The 25,330-nt window shown below is 63.2% G+C and carries 12 protein-coding genes; 9 read left to right on the top strand and 3 right to left on the bottom strand.

Annotated elements, in window-relative coordinates; genetic code table 11:
- The first annotated feature begins 7 nt into the window (after window positions 1–7).
- From KBB36_RS04235 to KBB36_RS04205, 7 genes are all read left to right on the top strand, one after another.
- On the top strand, window positions 8–1,294 hold the full coding sequence (locus KBB36_RS04235) for an ArgE/DapE family deacylase (protein ID WP_290977325.1): 1,287 nt from the start codon (window positions 8–10) through the stop codon (window positions 1,292–1,294).
- Window positions 1,295–1,309: 15 nt separating this feature from the next.
- The gene (locus KBB36_RS04230; protein ID WP_290977322.1) at window positions 1,310–2,704 is read left to right on the top strand and encodes an amidase; all 1,395 of its coding nucleotides are present in this window, start codon (window positions 1,310–1,312) and stop codon (window positions 2,702–2,704) included.
- A gap of 102 nt (window positions 2,705–2,806) precedes the next feature.
- Entirely contained in the window at window positions 2,807–3,553 is a 747-nt protein-coding gene (gene hutC / locus KBB36_RS04225; RefSeq protein ID WP_290977319.1) for a histidine utilization repressor, read from the top strand.
- Between the two features lie 15 nt (window positions 3,554–3,568).
- Complete coding sequence (hutU, locus tag KBB36_RS04220; protein WP_290977505.1) at window positions 3,569–5,239, top strand: urocanate hydratase; 1,671 nt, start codon at window positions 3,569–3,571, stop codon at window positions 5,237–5,239.
- Between the two features lie 6 nt (window positions 5,240–5,245).
- Window positions 5,246–5,761: a zeta toxin family protein gene (locus tag KBB36_RS04215; protein ID WP_290977503.1), complete on the top strand. Its 516-nt coding sequence runs from the start codon at window positions 5,246–5,248 to the stop codon at window positions 5,759–5,761.
- Window positions 5,762–5,771: 10 nt separating this feature from the next.
- Window positions 5,772–6,008: a hypothetical protein gene (locus KBB36_RS04210; RefSeq protein WP_290977316.1), complete on the top strand. Its 237-nt coding sequence runs from the start codon at window positions 5,772–5,774 to the stop codon at window positions 6,006–6,008.
- Between the two features lie 14 nt (window positions 6,009–6,022).
- Window positions 6,023–7,525: an aromatic amino acid lyase gene (locus KBB36_RS04205; RefSeq protein ID WP_290977313.1), complete on the top strand. Its 1,503-nt coding sequence runs from the start codon at window positions 6,023–6,025 to the stop codon at window positions 7,523–7,525.
- Here the strand turns inward: KBB36_RS04205 and fabF are convergent.
- Window positions 7,522–8,787: a beta-ketoacyl-ACP synthase II gene (gene fabF / locus KBB36_RS04200; RefSeq protein WP_290977311.1), complete on the bottom strand. Its 1,266-nt coding sequence runs from the start codon at window positions 8,785–8,787 to the stop codon at window positions 7,522–7,524. The two genes, KBB36_RS04205 and fabF, sit on opposite strands and share 4 nt — an antisense overlap.
- Window positions 8,788–8,890: 103 nt before the next feature.
- On the opposite strand from fabF, the gene KBB36_RS04195 reads away from it, so the two are divergent.
- Both KBB36_RS04195 and KBB36_RS04190 read left to right on the top strand, forming a co-directional pair.
- The gene (locus KBB36_RS04195; protein ID WP_290977308.1) at window positions 8,891–9,370 is read left to right on the top strand and encodes a MarR family winged helix-turn-helix transcriptional regulator; all 480 of its coding nucleotides are present in this window, start codon (window positions 8,891–8,893) and stop codon (window positions 9,368–9,370) included.
- A gap of 80 nt (window positions 9,371–9,450) precedes the next feature.
- Entirely contained in the window at window positions 9,451–10,020 is a 570-nt protein-coding gene (locus KBB36_RS04190; protein ID WP_290977306.1) for a VUT family protein, read from the top strand.
- A 42-nt stretch (window positions 10,021–10,062) separates the two neighbouring features.
- Here the strand turns inward: KBB36_RS04190 and KBB36_RS04185 are convergent, their stop codons facing one another.
- Together KBB36_RS04185 and KBB36_RS04180 are read right to left on the bottom strand one after the other, a co-directional pair.
- A complete protein-coding gene (locus KBB36_RS04185) occupies window positions 10,063–16,047 on the bottom strand; it encodes a glycosyltransferase family 41 protein (protein WP_290977303.1) in 5,985 nt (1,994 codons plus the stop codon).
- A 194-nt stretch (window positions 16,048–16,241) separates the two neighbouring features.
- Window positions 16,242–25,330: calcium-binding protein (locus KBB36_RS04180; protein ID WP_290977301.1), on the bottom strand; the 9,089-nt coding region annotated here is incomplete at its 5' end.

The raw sequence follows: 25,330 nt of genomic DNA, 5'->3' as shown, positions 1-25,330 counted from the left end.
AGGATACATGCTTGAGGATGTGAACCAGGCCGCCATCGAGGCATCGGTGGCGGCGTTGCGTGACGAAGCCGTGGCGTTGCTGTGCGATCTGGTGCGGCATCCTTCGCTGCTCGGCCAGGAAGCCTCGGCCCAGGCGCGGATGCGCGATGTGTTCGAGGCAATGGGCCTGCGGGTTGACGAATTCGCCATCGACGAAGCCAAGCTGAAACAACATCCAGGCTATTCGCCTTCCATCGTTTCCTATGACGGCCGGCATAATATCGTTGGCCTGCATGAGCCGAAGGGCGCCACGCGCGGCCGTTCGGTGATCTTCAATGGTCATATCGATGTGGTGCCGGTGGGCGCCGAAAGCCTGTGGACCAAGCCGCCCTTCACCCCTTGGATCGATGGCGACAAACTTTATGGCCGTGGCGCCGGCGACATGAAGGCCGGCATCGTGGCCTATACCATGGCGCTGAAGGCCTTGCAGCACATGGGGCTGGAACCCGCCGCCAAGGTGATCCTGCAATCGGTTGTGGAAGAGGAATGCACCGGCAATGGCGCGCTGGCCTGCCTGCTGCAAGGTTATCGCGCCGATGCCGCCATCATTCCCGAGCCGCTGCCCGGCATCATGCGGGCGCAGATGGGCGTGATGTGGCTGGCGCTGGAAATTTCCGGCAAGCCGGTGCATGCCTCGGTGGCGCATACTGGCGTTGGCGCCATTGATTTCGCCAGCTACATGTTCGGCGAACTGAAAAAGCTGGAAGCAAAGTGGAATGCCGCCGAGGCGCGGCATCATTGCTATCACGGCCATGAGCATCCGGTGAATTTCAACCTGGGCAAAATCAAGGGCGGCGAATGGGCTTCATCCGTGCCGACATCGGCCCGCGCCGATATCCGCCTGGGCTTCTATCCCGGCCGCAAGCCGGAAGATGTGCGCCAGGAAGTGGAAGCTTTGCTGGCCGATGCCTATCGCCGCCATCCGATGAGCAATGCGCTGCAATACCGGGTGATTTACGAAGGCTTCCAGGCCGAGGGCTTTGAGCTGGACATGAACCTGCCGGTCATCACCACGCTGAGCGATTGCCATCAGGCGGTGACCGGCGAACAGGCGGCCTATACCGCCTTCACCGGCACAACCGATGCGCGGTTCTTCAATCTTTACGGCGAAACCCCGGCAACCTGCTATGGTCCGCTGGCCAGCAGCATCCATGGCATCGACGAATGGGTTTCCATTGACAGTATGATGCAGGTGGCCAATGTGCTGGCGCTGTTCATGACGCGCTGGTGCGGCGTCAATCGCCTGGATGCTTGAACGGGAGAAGCGGCAATGACCGATCTGCATGACCTGACCGCGCATGAATTGTCGCTTGGCTTCCGCACCAAACGGCTTTCGCCGGTGGAAGCCACCAAGGCCGCGCTGGCCCGCATCGAAGCCTGGGAACCCAGCATCAATGCGATGTATATCACCGATTTCAAGGGTGCCTTGGCCCAGGCGCGCGCGGCCGAGAAGCGCTGGCAGCAGGGCAAGCCTTTGTCGCTGCTGGATGGCGTGCCGATCACCATCAAGGAGAATATTGCCACCAAGGGCGTGCCGACGCCGATCGGCACCGCCGCTTCTCCGATGACCCCGGCGCCAGCCGATGCACCACCCGCCGCCCGGGTGCGCGAGGCCGGCTGTGTGATACTGGGCAAAACCACCATGCCGGATTTCGGCATGCTGGCTTCCGGTGTTTCCAGCCTGCACGGCATCACGCGCAACCCGTGGAACACAACACGCAATTCCGCCGGCTCCTCGTCAGGCGCTGGCGCGGCTTTGGCGGCCGGTTATGGCCCGCTGGCGCTGGGCACCGATATCGGCGGCTCGGTGCGGCTGCCGGCTGCCTATAACGGCGTGTTCGCGCACAAGCCCTCGCTGGGCCGCGTGCCGGTGCATCCGCCCTGGCTTGGCCGTGTCACCGGGCCGATGACCCGCAGCGTGCAGGATGCCGCCTTGCTGCTGAACTACCTGGCCAAGCCAGATCCGCGCGATTATATGGCGCTGCCCTATGACGACCGCGACTGGGCGCGCAGCCTGGATGGCGAGGCCAAGGGCCTGCGTATCGGCCTGCTGCTGGATATCGGCTATGGCAGCGCGCCGCAGCCGGCGGTGCGCGCCGCTGTGCTGGCAGCAGCCAAGTTGTTTGAACGCCATGGCGCCGAGATTGTGCCGATGCAACCCTTCCTCACCGAAGCCATGGTGCTGGGGTTGAACACGGTGTTTCAGGCCCGCGCGCTGGCGGATTTTGAGCTGATGAGCCCGGAACAGCAGGGTAAGCTGCTGCATTTTATCGCCGATTGGTGCCGCGCCGGCGCCAGCATCACCGGCGCCCAGACGATGCGCGGGCTGAATCAGGTGATGCTGATGCGCGATGCCGCTTGCTCTGCCTGCCAGCCCTTCGATCTGGTGCTGTCGCCAACTTCGCCGATCACTGCCTACAAGGCCGAGGAAGCCGCGCCCGGCAATGATGTGAACCGGCCGTTTGACCATATCTGCTTCACGGCGCCGTTCAACATGTCGGAACAGCCGGCGGCCTCGATCTGCGCCGGTTATGACGACGATGGCTTGCCGATAGGGCTGCAGATCATTGGCCGTCGTTTCGACGATCTGGGCGTGCTGCGCCTGGCGGCTTTATACGAGCGACTGCGCCCCGCTTTGCGGCCCTGGCCGCAGCCGCCCGGCTGAATGCCATGAAGACCGCATAAAGCCCGGCTTATCTGCGGTCTGGACTTGTATATACAATAGCCCCTATACTTGGTGCAGCAGCCCTGAGCCATAGGGAGTCGGATGAGCGCCACCGGGCCGACGCCGCGTTATCGCCGCGTCAAGGAATTCATCGTTCGCCATATCGAGAATGGCGATTACAAGCCGGGCGATCAGGTGCCGTCGGAAAGCGCGCTGGTGACAACGCTCAAGGTCAGCCGCATGACGGTGAACCGTGCGCTGCGCGAATTGACCCATGAGGGCCTGCTGGTGCGGGTGCAGGGCACCGGCACTTTTGTCGCAGAGAAACGCCCGCTGGCCAATCTGGTGGAATTGCGCAGTATCGCCGATGAAATCGCCGAACGCGGCCAGCGCCATACCGCCAAGGTGGAGTTCCTGCGTGCCGAAAAGGCTTCTGCCGATGTAGCGCGCGATCTGGGCCTCAATGCCGGCGCCCAGGTGTTCCATTCACTGATTGTGCATGCCGCCGATGGAGTGCCGATGCAGTTGGAAGACCGCTGGGTCAATCCGACCACGGCGCCGGATTATCTCAAGATGGATTTTACCCGCATCACCCCGAATGAACATCTCAGCCAGGTGGCGCCGCTTTCAGAAGTGGAGCATGTGGTGGAAGCCGCCATGCCCGATGCCCGCGCCCGCCGCCTGCTGCGCCTGGCCGAGAATGAACCCTGCCTGCGCCTGCGCCGCCGCACCTGGTCCGGCGGCCAGGTGGTAAGCGCCTCGGTGCTGCTTTATCCCGGCCACAGCCACCGCTTCGCCACCCGTTTCGCCTATCGTGCCGATGGCACGGCCAAACGCTCCAATCTCTGAGGTCTGCCCATGTCGATCCCCAGCCGCCGCGACAACAGCCGCGTCATCCGCGCCCCGCAGGGCGATGTGCTGCATACGCAGAATTGGCAGATCGAAGCCGCCTATCGCATGCTGCGCAACAATCTCGATCCCGATGTGGCCGAGCGGCCCGAGGAATTGGTGGTGTATGGCGGCATCGGCCGCGCCGCGCGCAATTGGGACAGTTTTGACCGCATCGAGGCAGCGCTGAAAAAACTCGGCCCGGAGGAAACCCTGCTGGTGCAATCTGGCAAGCCGGTCGGTGTGTTCCGCACCCATGCCGATGCGCCGCGTGTGCTGATTGCCAATTCCAACCTGGTGCCGAACTGGGCCACCTGGGAGAAGTTTCACGAACTCGACCGCATGGGCCTGATGATGTATGGCCAGATGACTGCCGGCTCGTGGATTTACATCGGCAGCCAGGGCATCGTGCAGGGCACCTACGAAACCTTTGTTGAGATGGGCCGCCAGCATTATGGCGGCAATCTCAAGGGCCGCTGGATTCTCACCGCCGGCCTGGGCGGCATGGGCGGCGCCCAGGCTTTGGCCGCCACCATGGCCGGGGCCTCGATCCTCGCCATCGAATGCCAACCCTCGCGTATCGAGATGCGGCTGCGCACACGCTATCTCGACATGCAGGCCCGCGACCTTGACGAAGCCCTGGCGATGCTGGAAACCGCAAAACGCGAAGGCCGCGCGGTTTCCATCGGCCTGCTCGGCAATGCAGCGGAAATACTGCCGGAAATCCTGAAGCGCGGCATCCGCCCCGATGCGGTGACCGACCAGACCAGCGCGCATGATCCGGTGAACGGTTATCTGCCGGCCGGCTGGAGCCTGGCGCAATGGGAGCAGGCCAAGGAAAGCGACCCGGACAGTGTGGCGCGTGCCGCCAAACAATCGATGGCGGCCCATGTGCGCGCCATGCTGGCTTTCAAGGCGCAGGGCATTCCCACCTTCGACTACGGCAACAATATCCGCCAGATGGCCAAGGAAGTCGGCGTTGCCGAAGCCTTCGATTTCCCAGGCTTTGTGCCGGCCTATATCCGGCCGCTTTTCTGCCGGGGCATCGGCCCGTTCCGCTGGGTGGCGCTCTCGGGTGACCCGGAAGATATCTACAAGACCGATGCCAAGGTGAAGGAGTTGATCCCCGACGATCCGCATCTGCATACCTGGCTCGACATGGCGCGCGAGCGCATTAGCTTCCAGGGCCTGCCGGCGCGCATCTGCTGGGTTGGCCTGGGCCAGCGCCATCGCCTCGGCCTTGCCTTCAATGAGATGGTAGCGAAAGGCGAAGTCAAAGCCCCGATCGTGATCGGCCGCGACCATCTTGATAGCGGCTCGGTGGCCAGCCCGAACCGCGAGACCGAAGCCATGAAGGATGGCTCGGACGCGGTTTCCGACTGGCCTCTGCTCAATGCCCTGCTCAACACCGCCTCCGGCGCCACCTGGGTATCACTGCATCATGGCGGCGGCGTCGGCATCGGCTATTCGCAGCATGCCGGCGTGGTGATCGTGGCCGATGGCACACCGGAAGCGGCACGCCGGCTTGAGCGCGTGTTGTGGAACGATCCCGCCACCGGCGTGATGCGCCATGCCGATGCCGGCTATGACGACGCCATCCAATGCGCCCGCGATCAGGGCCTTAAACTGCCTTTTCTGGATGACTGAGTGGCCATGGCGCCAGACAAAAGCATCTTCATCATCGCCGGCCCGAATGGCGCCGGGAAGACCACTTTTGCCAAGGACTTCTTGCCGGATGTCTTGACCGAAGTGATCTTCGTCAATGCCGACGAAATTGCCCGCGCGATCCAGCCGGATAATGTTGCGGCGGTGGCAATGGATGCAGGCCGTGCCACTTTGGAAAGGATTGGCCGACTAGTTGATGAGGGCAGCAGCTTTGCCTTTGAGACAACCCTTGCGGGCCGCAGCTACAGCAAGCACATCCCGTTCTGGAAACGGGACGGATACAATGTTTTTCTCTATTTTCTCTCACTTCCGAGCGCAGAGGCGGCCATCAACCGCGTTGCAATCCGGGTCAGTCAGGGCGGGCATAATATACCGGAATTGGTCATCCGGCGCCGCTTCACTGCCGGTTTGCAGAATTTCCACCAGCTTTACAAGCCGCTGGTAACCGGCTGGGTGCTGTATGATAATAGTGGCAACATTCCAATCGTCTTGGAACAGGGATAAGCGCACGGCGATGTCCACCAAAACACCGATGACTCAAAAAGAAGAGATTTTTCAGCTAGCCAAGGCAGCCATGCGCCGAGCGGCGATTAACGCTAGGGAAAAAGCCATCGAGACTGGCACCGCCATCGTTATTGTTCGGGATGGCAAACTGGTACACATTTCTGCCGCTGAATTGCAGCAGCAGAAAGCGGCCGGAGAATGGCATAATATCCGCGTTATAGACCGCAGCAAATCCGCTTCCCAGTAACATCAGGCTTTACCATGTCTCTGCTGCTCGACGGCCAATCACTTACCCTTCAGGCCGTGGCGCAAGCCGCGCGCGGCACGGTCACCGTGGGCCTGAGCGACGCGGCGCGCCAACGTGTGGCCGATTGCCATGCACTGCTGCAAAACATGATCGCCGATGGCACGCCGATCTATGGCGTCACCACCGGCTTTGGCGCGCTGGATGGCAAAAAGGTGCCGCCCGAAGGCAACCGGGCGCAGCAGCATAACCTGCTCAAGAGCCATGCCGCAGGAATTGGCGCGCCGATGCGCGATGACGAAACCCGCGCCATGATGCTGATCCGCGCCAATGTGCTGGCCAGCGGACTGACCGGCGTCAGCATGGCCTCGCTGGAAGCCTTGCTGGCAATGCTGAATGGCGGCCTGGTGCCGCATGTGCCGCGCCGCGGCTCGGTCGGTGCCTGTGGCGATCTGGCACCGCTGGCGCATATGGTGCTGCCGATGATCGGCTTCGGCCGCGCCAAATTGCCGGGCAGTGACTGGATGCCCGGCGCCAAAGCCTTTGCCAGCCTGGGCATTCCTGCGCCGGCCGTGTCTGGCCGCGACGGCATCGCCCTGATTAATGGCACCGAGCAGACCACCGGCATCGGCGTGCTGGCGGCTTATGATGCCCGGCGCCTGGTGCGCTTGGCAGAGGCAGTGGCGGCGATGAGCCTGGAAGTGCTGGGCGGCGTATCCGATGCCTTCGACGAGCGTGTTGCCCTGGCTAAGCCGCATCCGGGCCAGATCGCCACCTCGGAAGCCCTGCGCCAGTACACCGCCGGCAGCCAGGCCGTGCTGCCGTCGCGCCCAAGCCGGCTGCGCGACGGCCTCAGCTTGCGCTGCATCCCGCAGGTGCTGGGCGCCAGCCGCGATGCGGTGGAGCATGCAGCCGCCACGCTGGAAATCGAGATCAATGCGGTTAACGACAACCCGATCTTTGGCCTGGTGGATGGTTTTGTCACATCCAATTCCGGCAATTTCCACGGCCAGCGCGCCGGCGAGATGCTCGACATGCTGGCCACCTCAATTTCTTCGCTGGCGGTGATTTCCGAGCGCCGTGCTGCTCGCCTGGTGGATGAGAAGAATTCCGCCGGCCTGCCACCTTTCCTGATCCACCATCAGGCGCGGCCAGGCGAGAATTCCGGTTTCATGATCGCGCAATACACGGCGGCATCGCTGGTGGCCGAATTGCGCATGCGTAGCGTGCCAGCCTCGCTGCAATCGGTGCCGACCTGCGCCAATACCGAGGATCATGTGCCGATGTCGCCGCTGGCGGCCGAGCGCGCCGCCTTTGCCGTGGATACCGCCGAAACCATTGTGGCGATTGAAGCCCTGCTGGCGGCACAGGCCTATGATCTGCGCGGCCTGACCCCGGCGCCGGCCCTGCGGCCCTTCTACGCGGCCATCCGCGCCCGTGTGCCCTGCATGGTGGAAGACCGCGAGATGGGCGAGGATATCAATGCCTGCCGCGCTGCCTTGCGCGAAGTTGCAGTTTAAGCCCGGCTGAAAATCAGCGCTGCATTGACGCCGCCGAAGCCGAAGGCATTCGACATCGCATGGCCGAAATGGCGTGCCTGCGCCACCAGCGGCACCAGATCCGGCCCGGCGCAGGCCGGATCAACCTGCTCCAGATTGAGGGTTGGCGGCGCCACCTGATCGCGCAAAGCCAGGATGGTGTAGATCGCCTCCACCGCGCCGGCGGCGCCCAGCAGATGCCCGATAGCGGATTTGGTTGACGACATCGCCAGCTGGGCGATGCCATTGCCAAATACCCCGCGCACAGCGGCAATTTCCGCTGCATCGCCCACTGGTGTGGATGTGGAATGCGCGTTGATATAGCCGATAGCATCGGGCGACAGCTTCGCCTCAGCCAATGCCTTCCGCATTGCCAGTATGGCACCGCGGCCATCCTCGGGCGGTGCGGTGATATGATGCGCGTCGGCGCTGGTACCGTAGCCTGAGAAGCGCGCCAGGATATCGGCGCCCCGCGCCCGCGCATGGTCTTCTGCTTCCAGCACCAGGATGCCGGCGCCCTCGCCCATCACAAAGCCATCGCGCGCCGCATCGAAAGGCCGCGAGGCAAGTTCGGGGGCATCGTTATGTGCCGTGGACAAGGCACGCGCGGCGCCGAAACCGGCCAGACTGACCCTTTCGATACAGGCCTCGGCGCCGCCGGCCAACATCACATCGACCTCGCCGCGCTGGATGGCGCGCGCCGCATCACCAATCGCCTGCGCGCCGGCAGCACAAGCCGTGACCGGGCAGCCCAGCGGCCCTTCCAGGCCCCAGCGGATCGAAATCTGCCCGGCAGCCAGATTGCCAAGGAAGGACGGGATCACAAAGGGCGATAATTTGCGCGGCCCGGCGGCATCCAGTGTTCGGGTCGCCTCGGCGATGGCCGGGAAGCCGCCGATACCGGTGGCGACGATGCAGCCGGCGCGTTCACGCGCCCGTTCATCGCCTGGCTGCCAACCGGCCTGCGCCAGTGCTTCATTTGCCGCGGCCAGGGCATAGTGGATGAAACTGTCCATCTTGCGGCGGTCTTTCGCCGGGGCGGCGCTATCCGGATCAAAGCCGGCTTCCGGGTCGATGCTGCGATCCGGCACCTGCCCGGCGATCCGCGCCGCCAGATCGTCGGTACGGAAGCGGCTGATACGGCGGATGCCGGATAGGCCTTGCAGAAGGCGGCGCCAATTGGCCCCCACACCCTGGCCCAGCGGCGTGACCAGACCCAGGCCGGTGACTACCACATTGCGCATCCGCGTCTCCTGCGATTATACTGCATATACAATAGATGTATATGCAGATATATGGCCGACCGGCGGGCTTTGCAAGGGCAGCCCGGCGGTTTATGAAAAGACCATGACCCGCCCGCGCAAAACCACCGAATCCGCCGCCCAGGCCGCCGCCTGGCAGGAGCTGGAGGACGTCGGCTGCATCGGCATGGGTTTGCGCCAGGCGATGCGCCAGGCCACGCAAATTCTGGATGCCGGTCTGAAACCCGCCGGTATCGCCATCACGCAATTCGCACCGCTGGCGCATCTCTACCGTGATGGCCCGCTGGGCATGGGCGAACTGGCAGAACGCATTGGTGCCGATCCGACCACGCTGACCCGTGTATTGCGGCCACTGGAACGCCGCGGCCTGCTGAGCCAGGAGATTGCTGCCGAGGATCGCCGCCGCCGCCTGATCCGGCTAACCAGCCAGGGCCGTGCCGCGTTTTTGCATGCGCTGCCATTGTGGCAGCAGGCCCAAGCCGAAATTGTAGCCCGCCTTGGCAGTGTTGAAGCCCAGGCTTTGCGACAACAATTGGCGCAGGCCAGCCAACGCCTGAGCCGCTGAAGTTTACAAAGACTCTCCTTGCGGCAGGCGACGCTTGGCCGTATACCGCAATGCAACAGCTTCCCCGGATTTGAGAACGCATGATGAACCGCACCCGTATTGAAGGCTTTATCTATCTGGCAGCTTTCATCGCCTGCGTGCCGGCGGCGAATTGGCTGATCGGCAATGTCGGCAGCGTCTGCATCCCGAAAGGCCCCTGCCTGATCCCTGTGGCGCCGGGTCCGAATGGCGCCATCACCGCGCCCAGCGGCGTGCTGATGATCGGTGCCGCCCTGGTGCTGCGTGATCTGGTGCAACGCCGCCTGGGCAAAGGCTGGTCTGTGGTGGCCATCGCACTGGGCGCCGCGCTTTCCGCCTTCATTGCCCCGCCGGCCTTGGTGATCGCCTCGATGATGGCCTTCCTGCTGTCGGAACTGGCCGATTTCGCAGTTTACACGCCGCTGCAACGGCGCGGTCTGGTGCGCGCCGTACTGCTTTCCAGCCTGGCCGGGCTGGCGGTCGATTCGGTGGTGTTCCTCTATCTGGCCTTTGGCAGCCTGGATTACCTGGCCGGCCAGATCATCGGCAAGGCCTGGATGGTGCTGCTGTCGCTGCCGCTGATGCAATGGCTGCGCAAGCGCGACGAGCGCCTCGGTCTGCTGCCGGCTTAAGCCGGCTTGGTGGCCTGCTGCCGGCTTAGGCCGGCATCCAGGCTACGGGCGGGCGCACCATTCGCGCCAAAGCTGGCGATAACCAGCCTCGATAGCACGCGCCAGGCCCGGGCCATCGCGCATCGGCGAGGCTTCAAACCGTGGCCGCAAACCGGCGCGCAAAGTGGCCAGACCATCCACGTCGCGCGCCCAGCGTTCGGCGATGGAGATGAATTCGGCCTCGTCCTCGCTCACCCAATCACTCATGCCCAAGGCACCGAGAATGCTGGCGCCGAAGCGGCCGACACTGGGCCGATCCGCCTTGCTCAGCACTGGTACACCCATCCACAAAGCTTCAATCGTGGTGGTGCCGGCATTATGCGGGAAGGGATCGAGCGCAATATCGATCTCGTTGTAATGCGCCCAGGTTTTGGGCTGCGGATGCGTGAAGATCAGCTCCAGCCGCTCAGGCCCGATATCATGGGCGGCGAAACGCTGTTCAAACAATGCCCGCGTGCCGCCTTCGGCAAAGGGCTTGGAATTAAGCACCAGCTTGGCATCCGGCACACGATGCAACAGCCGCGACCACAAAGCCACCACCTTCTCGTTCAGCCGCACGGTGCGGCTGAAGCTACCAAAGGTGATGAAGCCATTCCGTTTGGCTGGCAACGGGCCAACCTCCGGCATGCCTTCCGGCGGACGATAGACCAGCGGCGAGCGGCCCAGCCGCACGATGCGTTCAGAGAACAGATGTTCAAAGCCCGGCGGCACCATGAAATCATCGGAGAAGAAACCATCAATGGCGGAAAGCCCGGTGGTGTAGCCCTGGCCGATCAGATAGGAGAATTGCACCGGCGCCGGCTTGCGTGCAAACACGCCCAGCCGGTTGCCGGCGGTGTGGCCGGCCAGGTCGACCAGGATATCGATGCCATCGGCGCGGATCATCGCCGCCACATCATCATCGCCCTTGCCCACCGTGCCGCGCCAGTGATCCGCCAGTCCACGCAGCCGCTCGGTCACCGCATCCGGGGTTGAGACTTCGGCATAGAGATAGACTTCAAAAGCGTCACGGTCACGGCTGGCCAGCAGCGGCTCGAAGAACATCGCCACCGCATGATTGCGGAAATCCGGCGAGGCATAGCCGATCTTCAACTTGCGCTCTGGCGCCCGCTCATTGTTATGATTCAGCAGCTGCGGCAGGCGCGGCTTGCCATGGCGCTCATCCCAGCGCCGGTATTCGGCATAGACTTCCTCAGCGGTCAAATCAGCCCGGTAATTGGAGCAGAACAGTAGATTGGAATGGCTCAGCACATAATCCGGATTGATCGCCAGCGCTGAACGGAATTCATCCGCCGCCTCGTCCAGCCTCTCCTGGCCGAGCAGAGAATTGCCAAGATTGTTATGCGCATCGACGTTTTTGCCATCCAGCTCCACCGCCTTGCGGCAGGCTTCCTCGGCATCGACAAAGCGCCCCATGGCGAACAGCGTGTTGCCCAGATTCGACCAGCCATGCGGATAATTTGGCCGCAGCCGCACGGCTTCGCGGAATTCACGCTCTGACTCATCCAGCCGGCCCATATCCTTCAGCGTATTGGCCAGGTTGTTGCGTGCCTCGGCGGAATCCGGCTTCAGCGCCACCGCCTTGCGGCATTCCGCCTCGGCTTCCGCCAAGCGGCCAAGCTGACGCAGGGCGCCGGCCCGGTTCCAGCGCAATTCCGCCATTTCGGGCTGCAATTGCACGGCTTCGCCGATCCGATCCGCCGCTGTCTGCCAGTCTCGCCGACGATAGGCGATCAGGCCCAGGATATGCAGCGCATCCACATTCTTCGGGTCCAGCGCCAGCAAAATCTCGGCCGCCTGCGCGGCTTCGGCCAGCCGGCCGGTCTGGAAGGCCTGGATCGCTGTAGCCAGATGATCCGGCGCCGCCGGCTTGGCCGGTGCGGCCTGCACGCCCTGCTGGCGCTTGCACCAGTCAATCCAGAAATCGCGATAGGCCACTTCGATGGCGCGTGCCAGCGACTTGCCATCACGCATCGGCGAGGCTTCAAACCTTGGCCGCAGGTTGCGGCGCAGTTCAGCCAGGGCCGGCAGATCGTTGGCCCATTTCACCGCGATGGCGACATATTCGTCGCCATCCTTGGCCACCCAGTCTTCCATGCCCAGCGCGCCGAGGATGCTGGCGCCGAAGCGGCCAACGCTGGGCCGGCCGGCCAGGCTGAGCACTGGCACGCCCATCCACAGGGCTTCAATCGTGGTGGTGCCGGCATTATGCGGGAATGGATCCAGCGCGATATCGATATTGCCGTAATATTCCCAGGTGCGCGGCTGCGGATTGGTGAAGATCAGGTCGAGGCGTTCCGGCGCCACGCCATGAGCACCAAAACGATCCAGGAAAAGCTGGCGCGTTGTCTCATCGGTGAAGGGCTTTGAATTCAGCACCAAGCGTGAATTGGGGATCGCGTTCAACATACGCGACCAGACTTCGATCACCGCATCATTCATGCGCACGGTGCGGCTGAAACAGCCGAACGTCACCACTGGCTTTTTCTTGCCCTTTTTCAGCGCCGGCAGCGGCGCCACCAATGGCATGGCCGGCGGCGCCATGTAGACCAGCGGCGAACGCGGCAGGCGCACCACCTTTTCACTGAATAGATGATCGTAGCCTTCCGGCACCATGGCAGCATCGGCGAGGAAACCATCAATGGCGGAAAGGCCGGTAGTGGTGCCATGGCCGATCAGATAGGAGAATTGCACCGGCGCCGGTTTGCGCGAAAACATGGTTAGGCGATTGCCGGCGGTGTGGCCGGCCAAGTCAATCAGGATATCGATGCCATCGGCACGGATCATGCCGGCCACTTCATCGTCGCTTTTGCCCACCGTGCTGCGCCAATGATCGGCCAGTTTCTGGAAACGGGTGGTCATCGCATCGGGATTGGCCACTTCACCATAGAGGTAAATTTCAAACTGGTTGCGATCATGCGCCGCAAGCACCGGCTCGAAAAACAGCGACACCACATGCTGCCGCAGATCCGGCGAAACATAACCGATCTTCAGCCGGCGCTGCGGCTCGGGCTTGTTCTCATGCCGCAACGGATTGGGCAGATGCGGCTTGCCATGGCGTTCGTCCCAGCGCTTGTATTCGTCAAAAATTTCTTCTGCCGTGGCATTGGGGCGGTAGTTCTGGCAGAAAAGCAGGCTGGATGAAACCGCAAGATCACCCGGCGCGATGGTGACGGCGCGGCGCAGCACGGCCAAGGCCTCGTCATGCCGCGCCTGATCCTCCAGCACAATGCCGAGCGTGCCGAGCGTGGCCGGATGATCCGGCCGCAGCCGCAATGATGAACGCGCAAAACCCTCGGCTTCCGCCAGCCGACCACGCCGCATCAGCATGATCGCCAGCGCATCGTGGATATCCGGCCGCTCGGGCTTGAGCGCCAACACCCGGCGCAGGATTACCTCGGCATCGTCGTAGCGTTCACGCGCCAGCAGCACCAGGCCAAGATTGACCATGGCATCATCAAAATCCGGCCGTTGCTCAATCGCGGTGCGCAACGCCTCTTCGGCATCCGAAAGCTTGCCCTGGTCACGCAGCGCGTTGCCCAGGTTGTTATGCGCTTCGGCAAAGACCGGCTTCAGCGCAATGGCCTTGCGGTAGAAATTCTCGGCATCGCCATGCAGCTTCATGGCGCGCGCCACCACGCCCAGCGACGACCAGTATTCTGGCAGATTGGGATTGATCGCCACCGCGCGCGACAGCCATTTCAGCGCCGCCGGGTAATCCTTCACATCGCAGCACAACACGCCCATGGCCTGAAGCGCATCGGCATTATTGGGCTGCTGTTCCAGCAAAGCTTCGCATACCCGGCGTGCCTGGGCGCGGTCGCCGGCATTGAAGGCCGCCACCACATCGCTGTAGCTCAACGGCCGTTCGGCTTCCGGCGGCTCGGTGCCGGCGGCTTCGCGGCTTTCACACCATTCCGACCAGAGTTGGCGATAGCCACCTTCCACGGCACGGGCCAGGCCCGGGCCATCGCGCATCGCGGAGGCTTCAAACCGCGCCCGCAAACCAGCACGCAAATCGGCCAGGGCATCCAGGTCCTTGGCCCAGCGTTCACCGATTTCGAGATAGGCATCCGGGTCTTCCGCCACCCAGTCGCTCATGCCCATGGCGCCAAGTATGCTGGCGCCAAAGCGGCCGACCGAGGGCCGGCAGGCCAGGCTGAGCACCGGCACACCCATCCACAAGGCTTCAATCGTGGTGGTGCCGGCATTATGCGGGAATGGATCGAGCGCGATATCGATATTGTTATAGGCCGCCCAGGTTTTCGGCTGCGGATGGGTGTAGATCAGTTCCAGCCGATCCGCCGTGATGCCATGCGGTGCGAAACGCTGCTCAAACATTTCGCGGGTAAATTTCTCAGCGAAAGGCTTGGAATTCAGCACCAATACCGAATCCGGCACGCGGTTGAGCAATTCGGCCCACAGCGCAATCACATCCTCGTTGATACGCACAGTGCGGCTGAAACAGCCAAAACGGATATGGCCGTTCTGGCGCGCCGGCAGTGGCGACACATCCGGCATGGCTGCCGGTGGCTGATAGACCAGCGGCGAGCGGCCGATTCGCACAATGCGCTCGGAGAACAGATGCTCAAAGCCGGGCGGCACCATGTAATCATCTGACAGGAAACCATCCACCGCGCTCAGGCCGGTGGTGGTGCCATGGCCGATCAGGTAGGAGAATTGCACCGGCGCCGGCTTGCGGGCAAAAACCAGCAGACGGTTGCCGGCGGTATGCCCGGCCAGATCAATCAGAATGTCGATACCATCCTGGCGGATCAGCGCCGCCATGCGTTCGTCGCTCAGGCCCACTGTGCTGCGATAATGATCGGCCTGATCCCGCAGCCGTTGCGTCATCGCATCGGGGTTAGGCACTTCGCCATAAAGGTAAATTTCATACTGGCTGCGGTCATGCGCCGCCAGCAGCGGCTCAAAAAACAGCGCCACGGCATGCTGGCGGAAATCCGGCGAAGCATAGCCGATCTTGAGCTTACGGCCGGCTTCCGGCGCATTGGCATGACGCAGCGGACGCGGCAGCAGCGGCCGGGCATGGCGCTCATCCCAGGCACGGTATTCATCGGCAATGCTTTCCGCGCTGATATCGTGGCGATAGTTGAGGCAGAATAGCAGACTGCTATGGCCGCCGGCATAATCCGGCTTCAGCTTGAGCACCTGGCGGAACACACCCGAGGCTTCATCAAGCCGGCCCTGATCCTCCAGCGCAATTGCCAGATTATTGAAGCCCTGGTGCAAATCCGGTTTCAGCGCCAGGGCGCGGCGCGCATAAGTTTCGGCATCAGCCGGGCGGCCGGCGCGCAGCAGCAAAGCGGCCAGGTTGACCGAGGCCTCATGGCTGTTGGGCCGCAGCCGCAAAGCTTCACGGAACGCCGCTTCGGCTTCCTGCAACTTGTCCATGCCCAGCAGGCTGTTGCCGAGATCACTATGCACATCGGCATAATCCGGCCGCAGCTCGATCACCTTGCGAAAGGAAATCTCTGAATCCGCCAGCCGGCCGGTAAGCTGCTGCAAGCGGCCCAGGCTGAGCCAGGCATCGCTGAATTCCGGCCGCAACTCGACGGCACGGCGGAACGAAGCCTCGGCATCGGCATGGCGCCCCAGATCGCGCAGGGCATTGCCAAGATTGTGATGCCCTTCCGGGAAATCCGGCTTCAGTTCAACAGCGCGGCGATTGGCCGCTTCGGCTTCCGGCAGCCGGCCCAGCGCACGCAGCACAGCGGCATGATTGGCGTGGATTTCAGGTGATTGCGGTGCATTCTTGGCCGCCTTGGCCAGGCTGGCCTCCGCTTCGGCAAGCTGGCCCCGGCGATAGGCGGCCAGGCCAAGCAATTGCAGCGAAACCGGGTCGTCGGGGGCAACTTGCAGCAGGGCCTTGCATAGCCGTTCAGTTTCTTCATAAGCACCGCGCTGAAACGCGGCCACCGCCGCATCAACCACACCCTGTGCCGTTACGCCACCTGCCGCGTTCGCCATTGCCCGCCCGTTCCTGCCTGCTACCGGCCTGTTTCGCTGCCGATCATGCCACTCCGCGCCGCGGCGCGGAATCCCCAGCATGACCAGGGGTGGCAGTATTCCGGCACGATGTTACCCAACCGTTACTTTGATCCGCAAAACAAAACGGGGCGGCCCAAGGGCCGCCCCGTCGATTGGCGAAGATGCGCTGCGGATCAGACCGCGACGATCTTGCTGAAGTCGTAATTCCAGGCCGTGATGCTGTTGGTGGTGATCGTACCCACCAGAACCGCACCGCCGCTGAAATCACCATCCGCCTTGTAGTACAGCTCGCCGGTATCCGACTGGTAGGCGAAGCCGGCCTGGCCCAGATCGGTGGTGCTGAGCACCGCCGCGCTGGCAACGGCCTTGATGTTGACGTTGTTGGTCAGCGAGCTGACCGCGCCAAAGGCATCGGTGCCGTAAGTGCCGCCCGAGATGTCGAGAGCGATCTTGTCGCTCGTCGTCATGTCGCGGACGAAGCTGGTGCCATCGCCATTCGCCGCGAAGACGAAGGTGTCGACACCCGCACCGCCGGTGACGGTGTTGTTACCCACGCCGCCGATCAGCGTATCCGCCGAGCCGCCGCCGGTCATCTCATCGTCGCCCTCATTGCCGAACACCACGGTCGCCTGGGTGCCGGAGATGGTGATGACGTCGACATCCGAACCACCATTGACGGTTTCGATATTCGCCACAGTGAGGATGTTCACTGTGTCATCGAGGTTCAGCGTATCGCTGCCGGCGCCGAGGTCGAACACACCGCTGTTCAGGCCGCCGGTGATGGTGATGGTATCCGCGCCGGTACCGCCGGTGATGCTCTCCACGTTGGTAACGGTCAGCGTGTTGGTGCCACCGAACAGGATCAGCTTGTCGCCGCCTGCGCCGAGGTCGATATCCACGCCCACCGAAGCCGCGCCGAGGGTGACGGTATCGGAACCAGTGCCGCCAGTGATGGTTTCGACGTTGGAGATGGTCAGCGAGTTGGTGCCGCCAAGCAGCGTCACCGAGTCGTTGCCGCCACCCAGGTCGATATTACCCTTGCTGATGCCGCCCGAGACGGTGACATCATCCGCCTGAGTACCACCAACCACGGTTTCGACGCCGGTCACTGTCAGGCTCTGGGCAATATCGGCCAGAACCAGCTTGTCATTACCAAGGCTCAGGTTGATCGAGGACACCGTGGTGGTCAGGGTCACCGTATCGTTGCCGGTGCCGCCGACGATGGTTTCGGCATTGGTGATGGTGACAGTGTTCACACCGTTGAACAGGGTGACACGATCATTGCCGTCGCCAAGGTCGATATTGGTGTTGATCGCAGCCGCCGCGAAGCTGACCGTATCGTTGCCAGTACCGCCAACCAAAGTTTCAACACCGTTGATCACGACGCTGTTGGTGGCATCGGCCAGCACCAGCTTGTCGCTGCCGGAGCCAAGCGCCACGCTGCCACCGGTGATGCCGGCAGTGAGCGTGATGATGTCGGCACCGGTGCCGCCGGTGATGGTCTCGACATTGGCAACCGAGATTTCGTTCGCGCCATTGGCCAGGGTCAGCTTGTCGCTGCCGGTGCCAAGGTCGATCTCGATGCCGGTGCCGGCCACGATCAGGGTGATGGTGTCGTTGCCAGTGCCGCCCGTCAGCGTTTCGACATTGCCCACCGACATGGTGTTGGTGCCGTTGGCCAGGGTCAGCTTGTCGCTGCCGGCGCCGAGGTCGAACTTGCCGGCCGAGAGCACGCCGTTCAGCGTGATGTCGTCGTCGTCCGAACCGCCGGTGACGGTTTCAACATTGTTCAGCGACAGCGTGTTGGCGCCATTGCTCGACAGGATCAGCGTGTCGTTGCCAGCGCCGAGGTTGATCTCTGCCGCAGAGGACAGCGTATCGCCCAGGGTGACAATATCCGCGCCGGTGCCGCCGGTGATGGTTTCAACATTGGTCAGGGTGACCTTGTTGGCACCATTGGCCAGCAGCACTGTGTCGTCGCCATCGCCGAGGTCCAGAACCGAGCTGGTGCTGAAGGCGGCGAAGCTGACCTTGTCGTTGCCGGTACCGCCGGTGACGGTTTCGACAGCGGTGATGGTCAGCGTGTTGCCGCCATCCAGCAGGGTCAGCTTGTCGTTGCCCGTACCCAGGTTGATCTGGGCATTGCTGGTGGTGGTGGCGAGGGTGACTTCATCCGCGCCGGTACCGCCGGTGATGGTCTCAACATTGCTGATGCTGAGCACATTGCCGCCATTGGCGAGGACCAGGGTGTCGTTGCCATCGCCGAGGTCGACCAGGCTGTCAGAAGCCATGGTGGAAGCCAGGGTGATGGTGTCGGCACCGGTACCGCCGGTCAGGGTCTCGATATTGCTGGCGGTCAGCTTGTTGGTGCCGTTCGCCAGGGTCAGGCTATCGCTGCCGGCACCCAGGTTGATGTTGCCATTGGCAATCGTGGTGTTGAGGGTCAGCAGGTCAGCACCGCTGCCGCCAGTCACCGTCTCGACATTGCTGATCGAGACTTCGTTGCCGCCATCGGCCAGGGTCAGCTTGTCGTTGCCGGTCCCCAGATCGATCACCGCCGAAGTATCCACGGTGGTGCCGAGGGTGATGTTGTCAACGCCGCTGCTGCCCAGGATGGTCTCGACATTGGTGGCGGTGATGGTGCCACCGGCCGAGGACATGACCAGCTTGTCGTTGCCATCGCCCAGATCCAGGTTGGCGATGGTCGCCGCGCCGCCCAGGGTGATGGTGTCATCGCCGGTGCCGCCGGTCAGGGTCTCGATATTGGTCACAGTCAGGCTGTTGGTGCCATCGGCCAGGGTCAGGCTGTCGCTGCCGGTGCCCAGGTTGATGGTGGCATTGCTGACGGTGGCGCCCAGGGTGATCAGGTCAGCACCGGTGCCGCCGACAATGCTTTCCGCATTGGTCAGGGTCAGGGTGTTGCCGCCCGCCGCCAGGGTGACACTGTCAACGCCGTCGCCGAGATCAATTTCAGCAGAGGAGTCGAGGCTGCTGCTGAAGGTGATCTTGTCGGCGCCGGTGCCGCCAATCAGGGTTTCGACATTGGTCACCGTGATGGTGTTGCCACCATCGGCCAGGGTGATCTTGTCGTTGCCCGCGGCCATGTCGAGAACAACGCCCGACACCGTGGTGGTGAAGGAGACATCGTCATCGCCGCTGCCGCCAACCACCTGCTCGACATTCGCCAGAACCGCAGCGTTGCCGCCATCGGCCAGGGTCAACTTGTCCTTGCCGGCGCCAAGATCGATTACGGCGCTGGAGTCGACAGTGCTGCCCAGGGTGATGTTGTCCACCCCGGTGCCGCCAAGCAGCGTCTCAACGTTGCTCACCGTCAGCGTGGTGTTGGCATTGGCAAGCTGGAGCTTGTCATTGCCATCGCCGAGGTCGATCTGCGCGCCGGTGGTGCCGGCACCCAGGGTCACGGTGTCGTCACCGGTGCCGCCGGTCAGGGTCTCGATGTTGCTGGCAGTCAGGCTGTTGGTGCCATCAGCAAGCTGCAGGCTGTCATCACCCACACCGAGATTGAACGTCGCGCCGGTCACCGCGTCGGAGAGCACAACAACGTCGTTGTTGGTGCCGCCGATGACGTTTTCCACATTGGCGATGGTGAAGTTGTTCTGGCCATTGAACAGGATCAGCGTGTCGGTGCCGTCGCCGAGGTCGATCAGCGCGGTGCCGGGCAGCGTCGTGGTCAGGGTGACACTGTCGTTACCGGTACCGCCGATCACGGTCTCGGCATTGCCTACCGTCAGCACGTTGGTGCCGTTGGCCAGGGTCAGCTTGTCGCTGCCATCGCCAAGGTTGACCGTACCGCCGGAAACCGCCGCATCAAAGGTGATGTCGTCATCGCCGGTGCCGCCCACAACGCTTTCCACGTTGCTCAGCGTGCCGGTGTTGCCGCCATCGGCCAGGGTCAGCTTGTCCTTGCCGGCGCCCAGGTCGATCACCGCGCTGGCATCGATCGTCGAGGTCAGGGTGACGGTGTCGGTGCCGGTGCCGCCGTTCAGGGTTTCAACATTGGCGGCCGTGATGGTGTTGGTGCCGTTGGCCAGCACCAGCTTGTCATCGCCATCGCCAAGGTCGTAAGTGCCGCCGGTCTGCGCCGCACCGATGGTCACGGTGTCGTCGCCGGTGCCGCCGGTCACGGTCTCAATGTTGCCAACCGTCAGGCTGTTGCCGCCATCGGCCAGGGTCAGGCTATCGGCACCTGCACCCAGGTTCACGTTGCCGCCGGAGACGGTCGCGCCCATGGTGATGGTGTCGGCGCCGGTGCCGCCGGTGATGGTTTCAACATTGGTCAGCGTCACATCGGCATTGCCACCATTGGCCAGGGTCAGGCTGTCGCTGCCGTCGCCCAGATCAATCTCTGCCGAGCTGTCGATGGTGCTGCCCAGCGTGATGGTGTCAGCGCCGGTGCCGCCGGTGATGGTTTCAACATTGGTGGCAGTCAGCTTATTGGTGCCATCGGCCAGAGTCAGCTTGTCGCTGCCGGCAGCCAGGTCGAAGGTGCCGGTGGAGACCGCCGCCGACAGGGTGACATCATCATCGCCGCTGCCGCCGGTTACCTGCTCGATATTGGCGATCACGGCAGTGTTGCCGCCATCAGCCAGGGTCAGCTTGTCAGTGCCGGCGCCGAGGTCGATTTCAGCCGAGCTGTCAACCGTGGTGCCGAGTGTGATGGTGTCGTTGCCAGTACCGCCGGTCAGCGTCTCGACGTTGCTGACGGTCAGGCTGTTGACGCCATTGGCCAGCAGCAGCTTGTCGCTACCATCGCCAAGGTCGTATTTGCCGCCGGTCTGCGCCGCACCGATGGTCACGGTGTCGTCACCAGCGCCGCCGGTCACGGTTTCGGTGTTGCTCACCGTCAGGCTGTTGCCGCCATCGGCCAGGGTCAGGCTGTCATTGCCGGTGCTCAGATTGACGCTGCCGCCGGAGACGGTGGCGCCGAGCGTAACAGTGTCAGCGCCGGTGCCGCCGGTGATGGTTTCAACATTGGTCAGCGTCACATCGGCATTGCCGCCATTGGCCAGGGTGATGGCATCGCTGCCGTCGCCCAGATCAATCGCCGCCGAGCTGTCGATGGTGGTGCCGAGCGTGACAGTGTCAGCGCCGGTGCCGCCAGTGATGGTCTCAATGTTGGTCGCCGTCAGGCTGTTGGTGCCATCGGCCAGGGTCAGGCTGTCGCTGCCGGCAGCCAGGTCAATGCTGCCGCCAGTGATCAGGCTGCCCAGCGTGACATCATCATCACCCGAACCACCCACAATGCTTTCCACATTGGAGAGCACGGCGGTGTTGCCGCCATCGGCCAGGGTCAGCTTGTCCTTGCCGGTGCCGAGGTCGATCTCGGCCGAGCTGTCGATGGTGCTGCCCAGGGTCACGGTGTCGTTGCCGGTGCCGCCGGTCAGGGTCTCGATGTTGCTCGCGGTCAGGCTGTTGGTGCCATTGGCCAGCACCAGCTTGTCGCCGGTACCGTCGCCCAGATCAATGGTGGCGTTGGTGACAGCGGCGCCATAGGTCACCACGTCATCGCCGGCACCGCCGGTCACGGTCTCGATGTTGGTAGCGGTCAGTTCGTTACCGCCATCCGCCAGGGTCAGGCTGTCAGAGCCGGCGCCGAGCTGGAACAGCACGCCCGACACGGTGCCCGACATCGTCAGGTCATCGTTGCCGGTACCGCCCACCACGGTCTCAACATTGGTGATGGTCAGGCTATTCGGGCCGTTGAACAGGTTCAGCGTGTCGTTGCCGTCGCCCAGGTCAACTTCCGCCGAGGACGGCAGCGTCGAAGCCAGGGTGATGGTGTCGTCGCCGGTGCCGCCGATCACGGTTTCGGCGTTGCTCACCGTCAGCTTGTTCGCGCCATCGGCCAGGGTCAGCTTGTCGTTGCCGCCATCCAGGTTGATGCTGCCGTTGGTGACCACGGTGCTGAGCGTGACATCGTCATCGCCAGTGCCGCCGGTGATCGTTTCAACATTGGCGAGTACGGCAGTGTTGCCGCCATCGGCCAGGGTCAGCTTGTCGTTGCCGGCGCCGAGGTCGATTTCGGCCGAGCTGTCAACCGTGCTGCCCAGCGTGATGGTGTCAGCACCAGTGCCGCCGGTCAGCGTCTCGATGTTGGTGGCGGTCAGCGTATTGGTGCCGTTCGCCAGCAGCAGCTTGTCGCTGCCATCGCCCAGATCGAGATTGCTGCCAGTCTGCGCCGCGCCGAGGGTCACAATATCGGCATCAACGCCGCCGGTGACCGTCTCAACATTGGTCACGGTCAGCGTGTTGCCGCCATCGGCCAGGGTCAGCGTGTCATTGCCGGCGCCAAGGTTGACGCTGCCATTGCTGACAGTGGCGCCCAAGGCGATGGTATCGGCACCGGTGCCGCCGGTGATGGTTTCGACATTGGTCAGCGTGGCGCCAGCATTGCCGCCGTTGGCCAGGGTGATGGCATCATTGCCGTCGCCCAGGTCAATCGAGGCCGAGCTGTCGATGGTGGTGCCGAGCGTGACAGTGTCAGCGCCAGTGCCGCCAGTGATGGTTTCGACATTGGTCGCCGTCAGGCTGTTGGTGCCGTCAGCCAGCACCACTTCGTCACTACCAGCCGCCAGGTCGACGGTGACGCCGGTGGCAGCGGCCGAGAAGGTGACCTTGTCGTCACCCGAGCCGCCGATCACGGTTTCAACATTGCCGAGCACCGCATCATTGCCGCCATCGGCCAGGGTCAGCTTGTCCTTGCCGGCGCCGAGGTCGATCTCGGCCGAGCTGTCAACAGTGGTGCCGAGCGTGATGGTGTCGTTACCAGTGCCGCCGGTCAGCGTCTCGATGTTGCTCGCCGTCAGGCTGTTGGTGCCATTGGCCAGCACCAGCTTGTCGCCAGTGCCGTCGCCCAGATCAATGGTGGCGTTGGTGACAGCGGCGCCATAGGTCACCACGTCATCGCCGGCACCGCCGGTCACGGTCTCGATGTTGGTGGCGGTCAGTTCATTGCCACCATCGGCCAGGGTCAGGCTGTCCGAACCAGCGCCAAGCTGGAACAGTACACCAGACACAGTACCCGACATCGTCAGGTCATCGTTGCCGGTGCCGCCCACCACGGTCTCAACATTGGTGATGGTCAGGCTGTTCGGGCCGTTGAACAGGTTCAGCGTGTCGTTGCCGTCGCCCAGGTCAACTTCCGCCGTCGAGGGCAGCGTCGAGGCCAGGGTCACGGTGTCGTCGCCGGTGCCGCCGATCACGGTTTCGGCGTTGCTCACCGTCAGCTTGTTGGCGCCATCGGCCAGCGTCAGCTTGTCGTTGCCATCGGCCAGGTTGATGTTGCCGTTGGTGACCACGGTGCTGAGCGTGACATCGTCATCGCCAGTGCCGCCAACCACGCTTTCCACATTCGCCAGAACCGCAGCGTTGCCGCCATCGGCCAGGGTCAGCTTGTCGTTGCCGGCGCCGAGGTCAATTTCGGCCGAGCTGTCGACGGTGCTGCCGAGCGTGATTGTGTCAGCGCCGGTGCCGCCGGTCAGGGTTTCGATGTTGCTTACGGTCAGCGTGTTGGTGCCGTTCGCCAGCACCAGCTTGTCGCTGCCATCGCCCATGTCATAGTTGCCGCCGGTCTGCGCCGCACCGATGGTCACGGTGTCGTCGCCGGCGCCGCCAGTCACGGTTTCGGTGTTGCTGACCGTCAGTTCGTTGCCGCCATCGGCCAGGGTCAGGCTGTCATTGCCAGTGCCCAGGTTGACGCTGCCGCCGGAGACAGTGGCGCCCAGGGTGATGGTATCGGCACCGGTGCCGCCGGTGATGGTTTCAATATTGGTCAGCGTGGCGCCATCATTGCCGCCATTGGCCAGCACGATGCTGTCATTGCCATCGCCCAGATCAATCGACGACGCGCTGTCGATGGTGCTGCCGAGCGTGACAACATCCGCGCCGGTGCCGCCAACCAGGGTCTCGATATTGCTGGCCGTCAGGCTGTTGCCGCCATCGGCCAGGGTCAGCTTGTCGTTGCCGGCCGCCAGATCAACACTGCCACCAGAAAGAGTCGTGGCAAGCCTTATGTCGTCATCGCCCGTGCCGCCAACCAGGGTCTCAATATTGGCAAAATTACCAGTATTGCCACCATCGGCCAGGATCAGCTTGTCCTTGCCGCCCTCTAGATCAATGGTGGTGCTGGTGTCCGTCGTGGAACCCAGCGTGATGGTGTCGTTGCCAGTGCCGCCAATAATGGTGTCAACGTTAGTGGCGGTCAGGGTGTTGGTTGCGTTCGCCAGATGAAGAACGTCAGTACCGTCGCCCAGATCCACAGTTGCACCGGTAACGCCAGCGCCCAGGGTGACATCATCTTCGTTAGCACCGCCGGTGATGGTTTCAACATTGGTGACGGTGATGGTGTTGCCGCCATCAGCCAGGGTCAGGCTGTCGGCGCCCACGCCCAGGTTGACGCTGCCATTGCTGACAGTGGCGCCCAAGGTGATGGTATCGGCACCCGTGCCGCCAGTGATGGTTTCAACATTGGTGATGGTGGCATCAGCATTGCCGCCATTGGCCAGCACGATGCTGTCATTGCCATCGCCCAGATCAATCGAGGACGAGCTGTCGATGGTGCTGCCCAGCGTGACGACATCCGCGCCGGTGCCGCCCACCAGGGTCTCGACATTCGAGGCCGTCAGGCTGTTGCCGCCATCGGCCAGGGTCAGCTTGTCGCTGCCGGCCGCCAGGTTGACATTGCCGCCCGAAACCGTGGTCGACAGGGTGACGTCATCATCACCCGAGCCGCCAACCACACTTTCGATATTGGCAAACACCGCAGTGTTGCCGCCATCGGCCAGGGTCAGCTTGTCCTTGCCATCGCCAAGGTCGATATCGGCCGAGCTGTCGATGGTGCTGCCCAGCGTGATGGTGTCAGCGCCGGTGCCGCCGGTCAGGGTTTCGATATTGCTCGCGGTCAGGCTGTTGGTGCCGTTCGCCAGAACCAGCTTGTCGCTGCCATCGTCAAGATCGATGGTGGCGTTGGTGACAGCGGCGCCATAGGTCACCACGTCATCGCCGGCACCGCCGGTCACGGTTTCGATATTGGTGGCGGTCAGTTCGTTGCCACCATCGGCCAGGGTCAGGCTGTCAGAGCCGGCGCCAAGCTGGAACAGCACGCCCGACACGGTGCCCGACATCGTCAGGTCATCGTTGCCGGTGCCGCCCACCACGGTCTCAACATTGGTGATGGTCAGGCTGTTCGGGCCGTTGAACAGGTTCAGCGTGTCGTTGCCGTCGCCCAGGTCAACTTCCGCCG

The sequence above is a fragment of the Ferrovibrio sp. genome (genome assembly GCF_017994015.1).
Classification (GTDB): Bacteria; Pseudomonadota; Alphaproteobacteria; order Ferrovibrionales; family Ferrovibrionaceae; genus Ferrovibrio.
Note: the sequence above shows the minus strand (reverse complement) of the source record. Positions and strands in the feature narration are given on the sequence as shown.

Excerpts from the sequence above, each read along its gene's own strand:
- KBB36_RS04235 (WP_290977325.1), top strand. The coding sequence starts at position 8 with ATGCTTGAGGATGTGAACCAGGCCGCCATCGAGGCATCGGTGGCGGCG.
- KBB36_RS04230 (WP_290977322.1), top strand. The coding sequence starts at position 1,310 with ATGACCGATCTGCATGACCTGACCGCGCATGAATTGTCGCTTGGCTTC.
- hutC (WP_290977319.1), top strand. The coding sequence starts at position 2,807 with ATGAGCGCCACCGGGCCGACGCCGCGTTATCGCCGCGTCAAGGAATTC.
- KBB36_RS04215 (WP_290977503.1), top strand. The coding sequence starts at position 5,246 with ATGGCGCCAGACAAAAGCATCTTCATCATCGCCGGCCCGAATGGCGCC.
- KBB36_RS04210 (WP_290977316.1), top strand. The coding sequence starts at position 5,772 with ATGTCCACCAAAACACCGATGACTCAAAAAGAAGAGATTTTTCAGCTA.
- KBB36_RS04205 (WP_290977313.1), top strand. The coding sequence starts at position 6,023 with ATGTCTCTGCTGCTCGACGGCCAATCACTTACCCTTCAGGCCGTGGCG.
- fabF (WP_290977311.1), bottom strand. The coding sequence starts at position 8,787 with ATGCGCAATGTGGTAGTCACCGGCCTGGGTCTGGTCACGCCGCTGGGC.
- KBB36_RS04195 (WP_290977308.1), top strand. The coding sequence starts at position 8,891 with ATGACCCGCCCGCGCAAAACCACCGAATCCGCCGCCCAGGCCGCCGCC.
- KBB36_RS04190 (WP_290977306.1), top strand. The coding sequence starts at position 9,451 with ATGATGAACCGCACCCGTATTGAAGGCTTTATCTATCTGGCAGCTTTC.
- KBB36_RS04185 (WP_290977303.1), bottom strand. The coding sequence starts at position 16,047 with ATGGCGAACGCGGCAGGTGGCGTAACGGCACAGGGTGTGGTTGATGCG.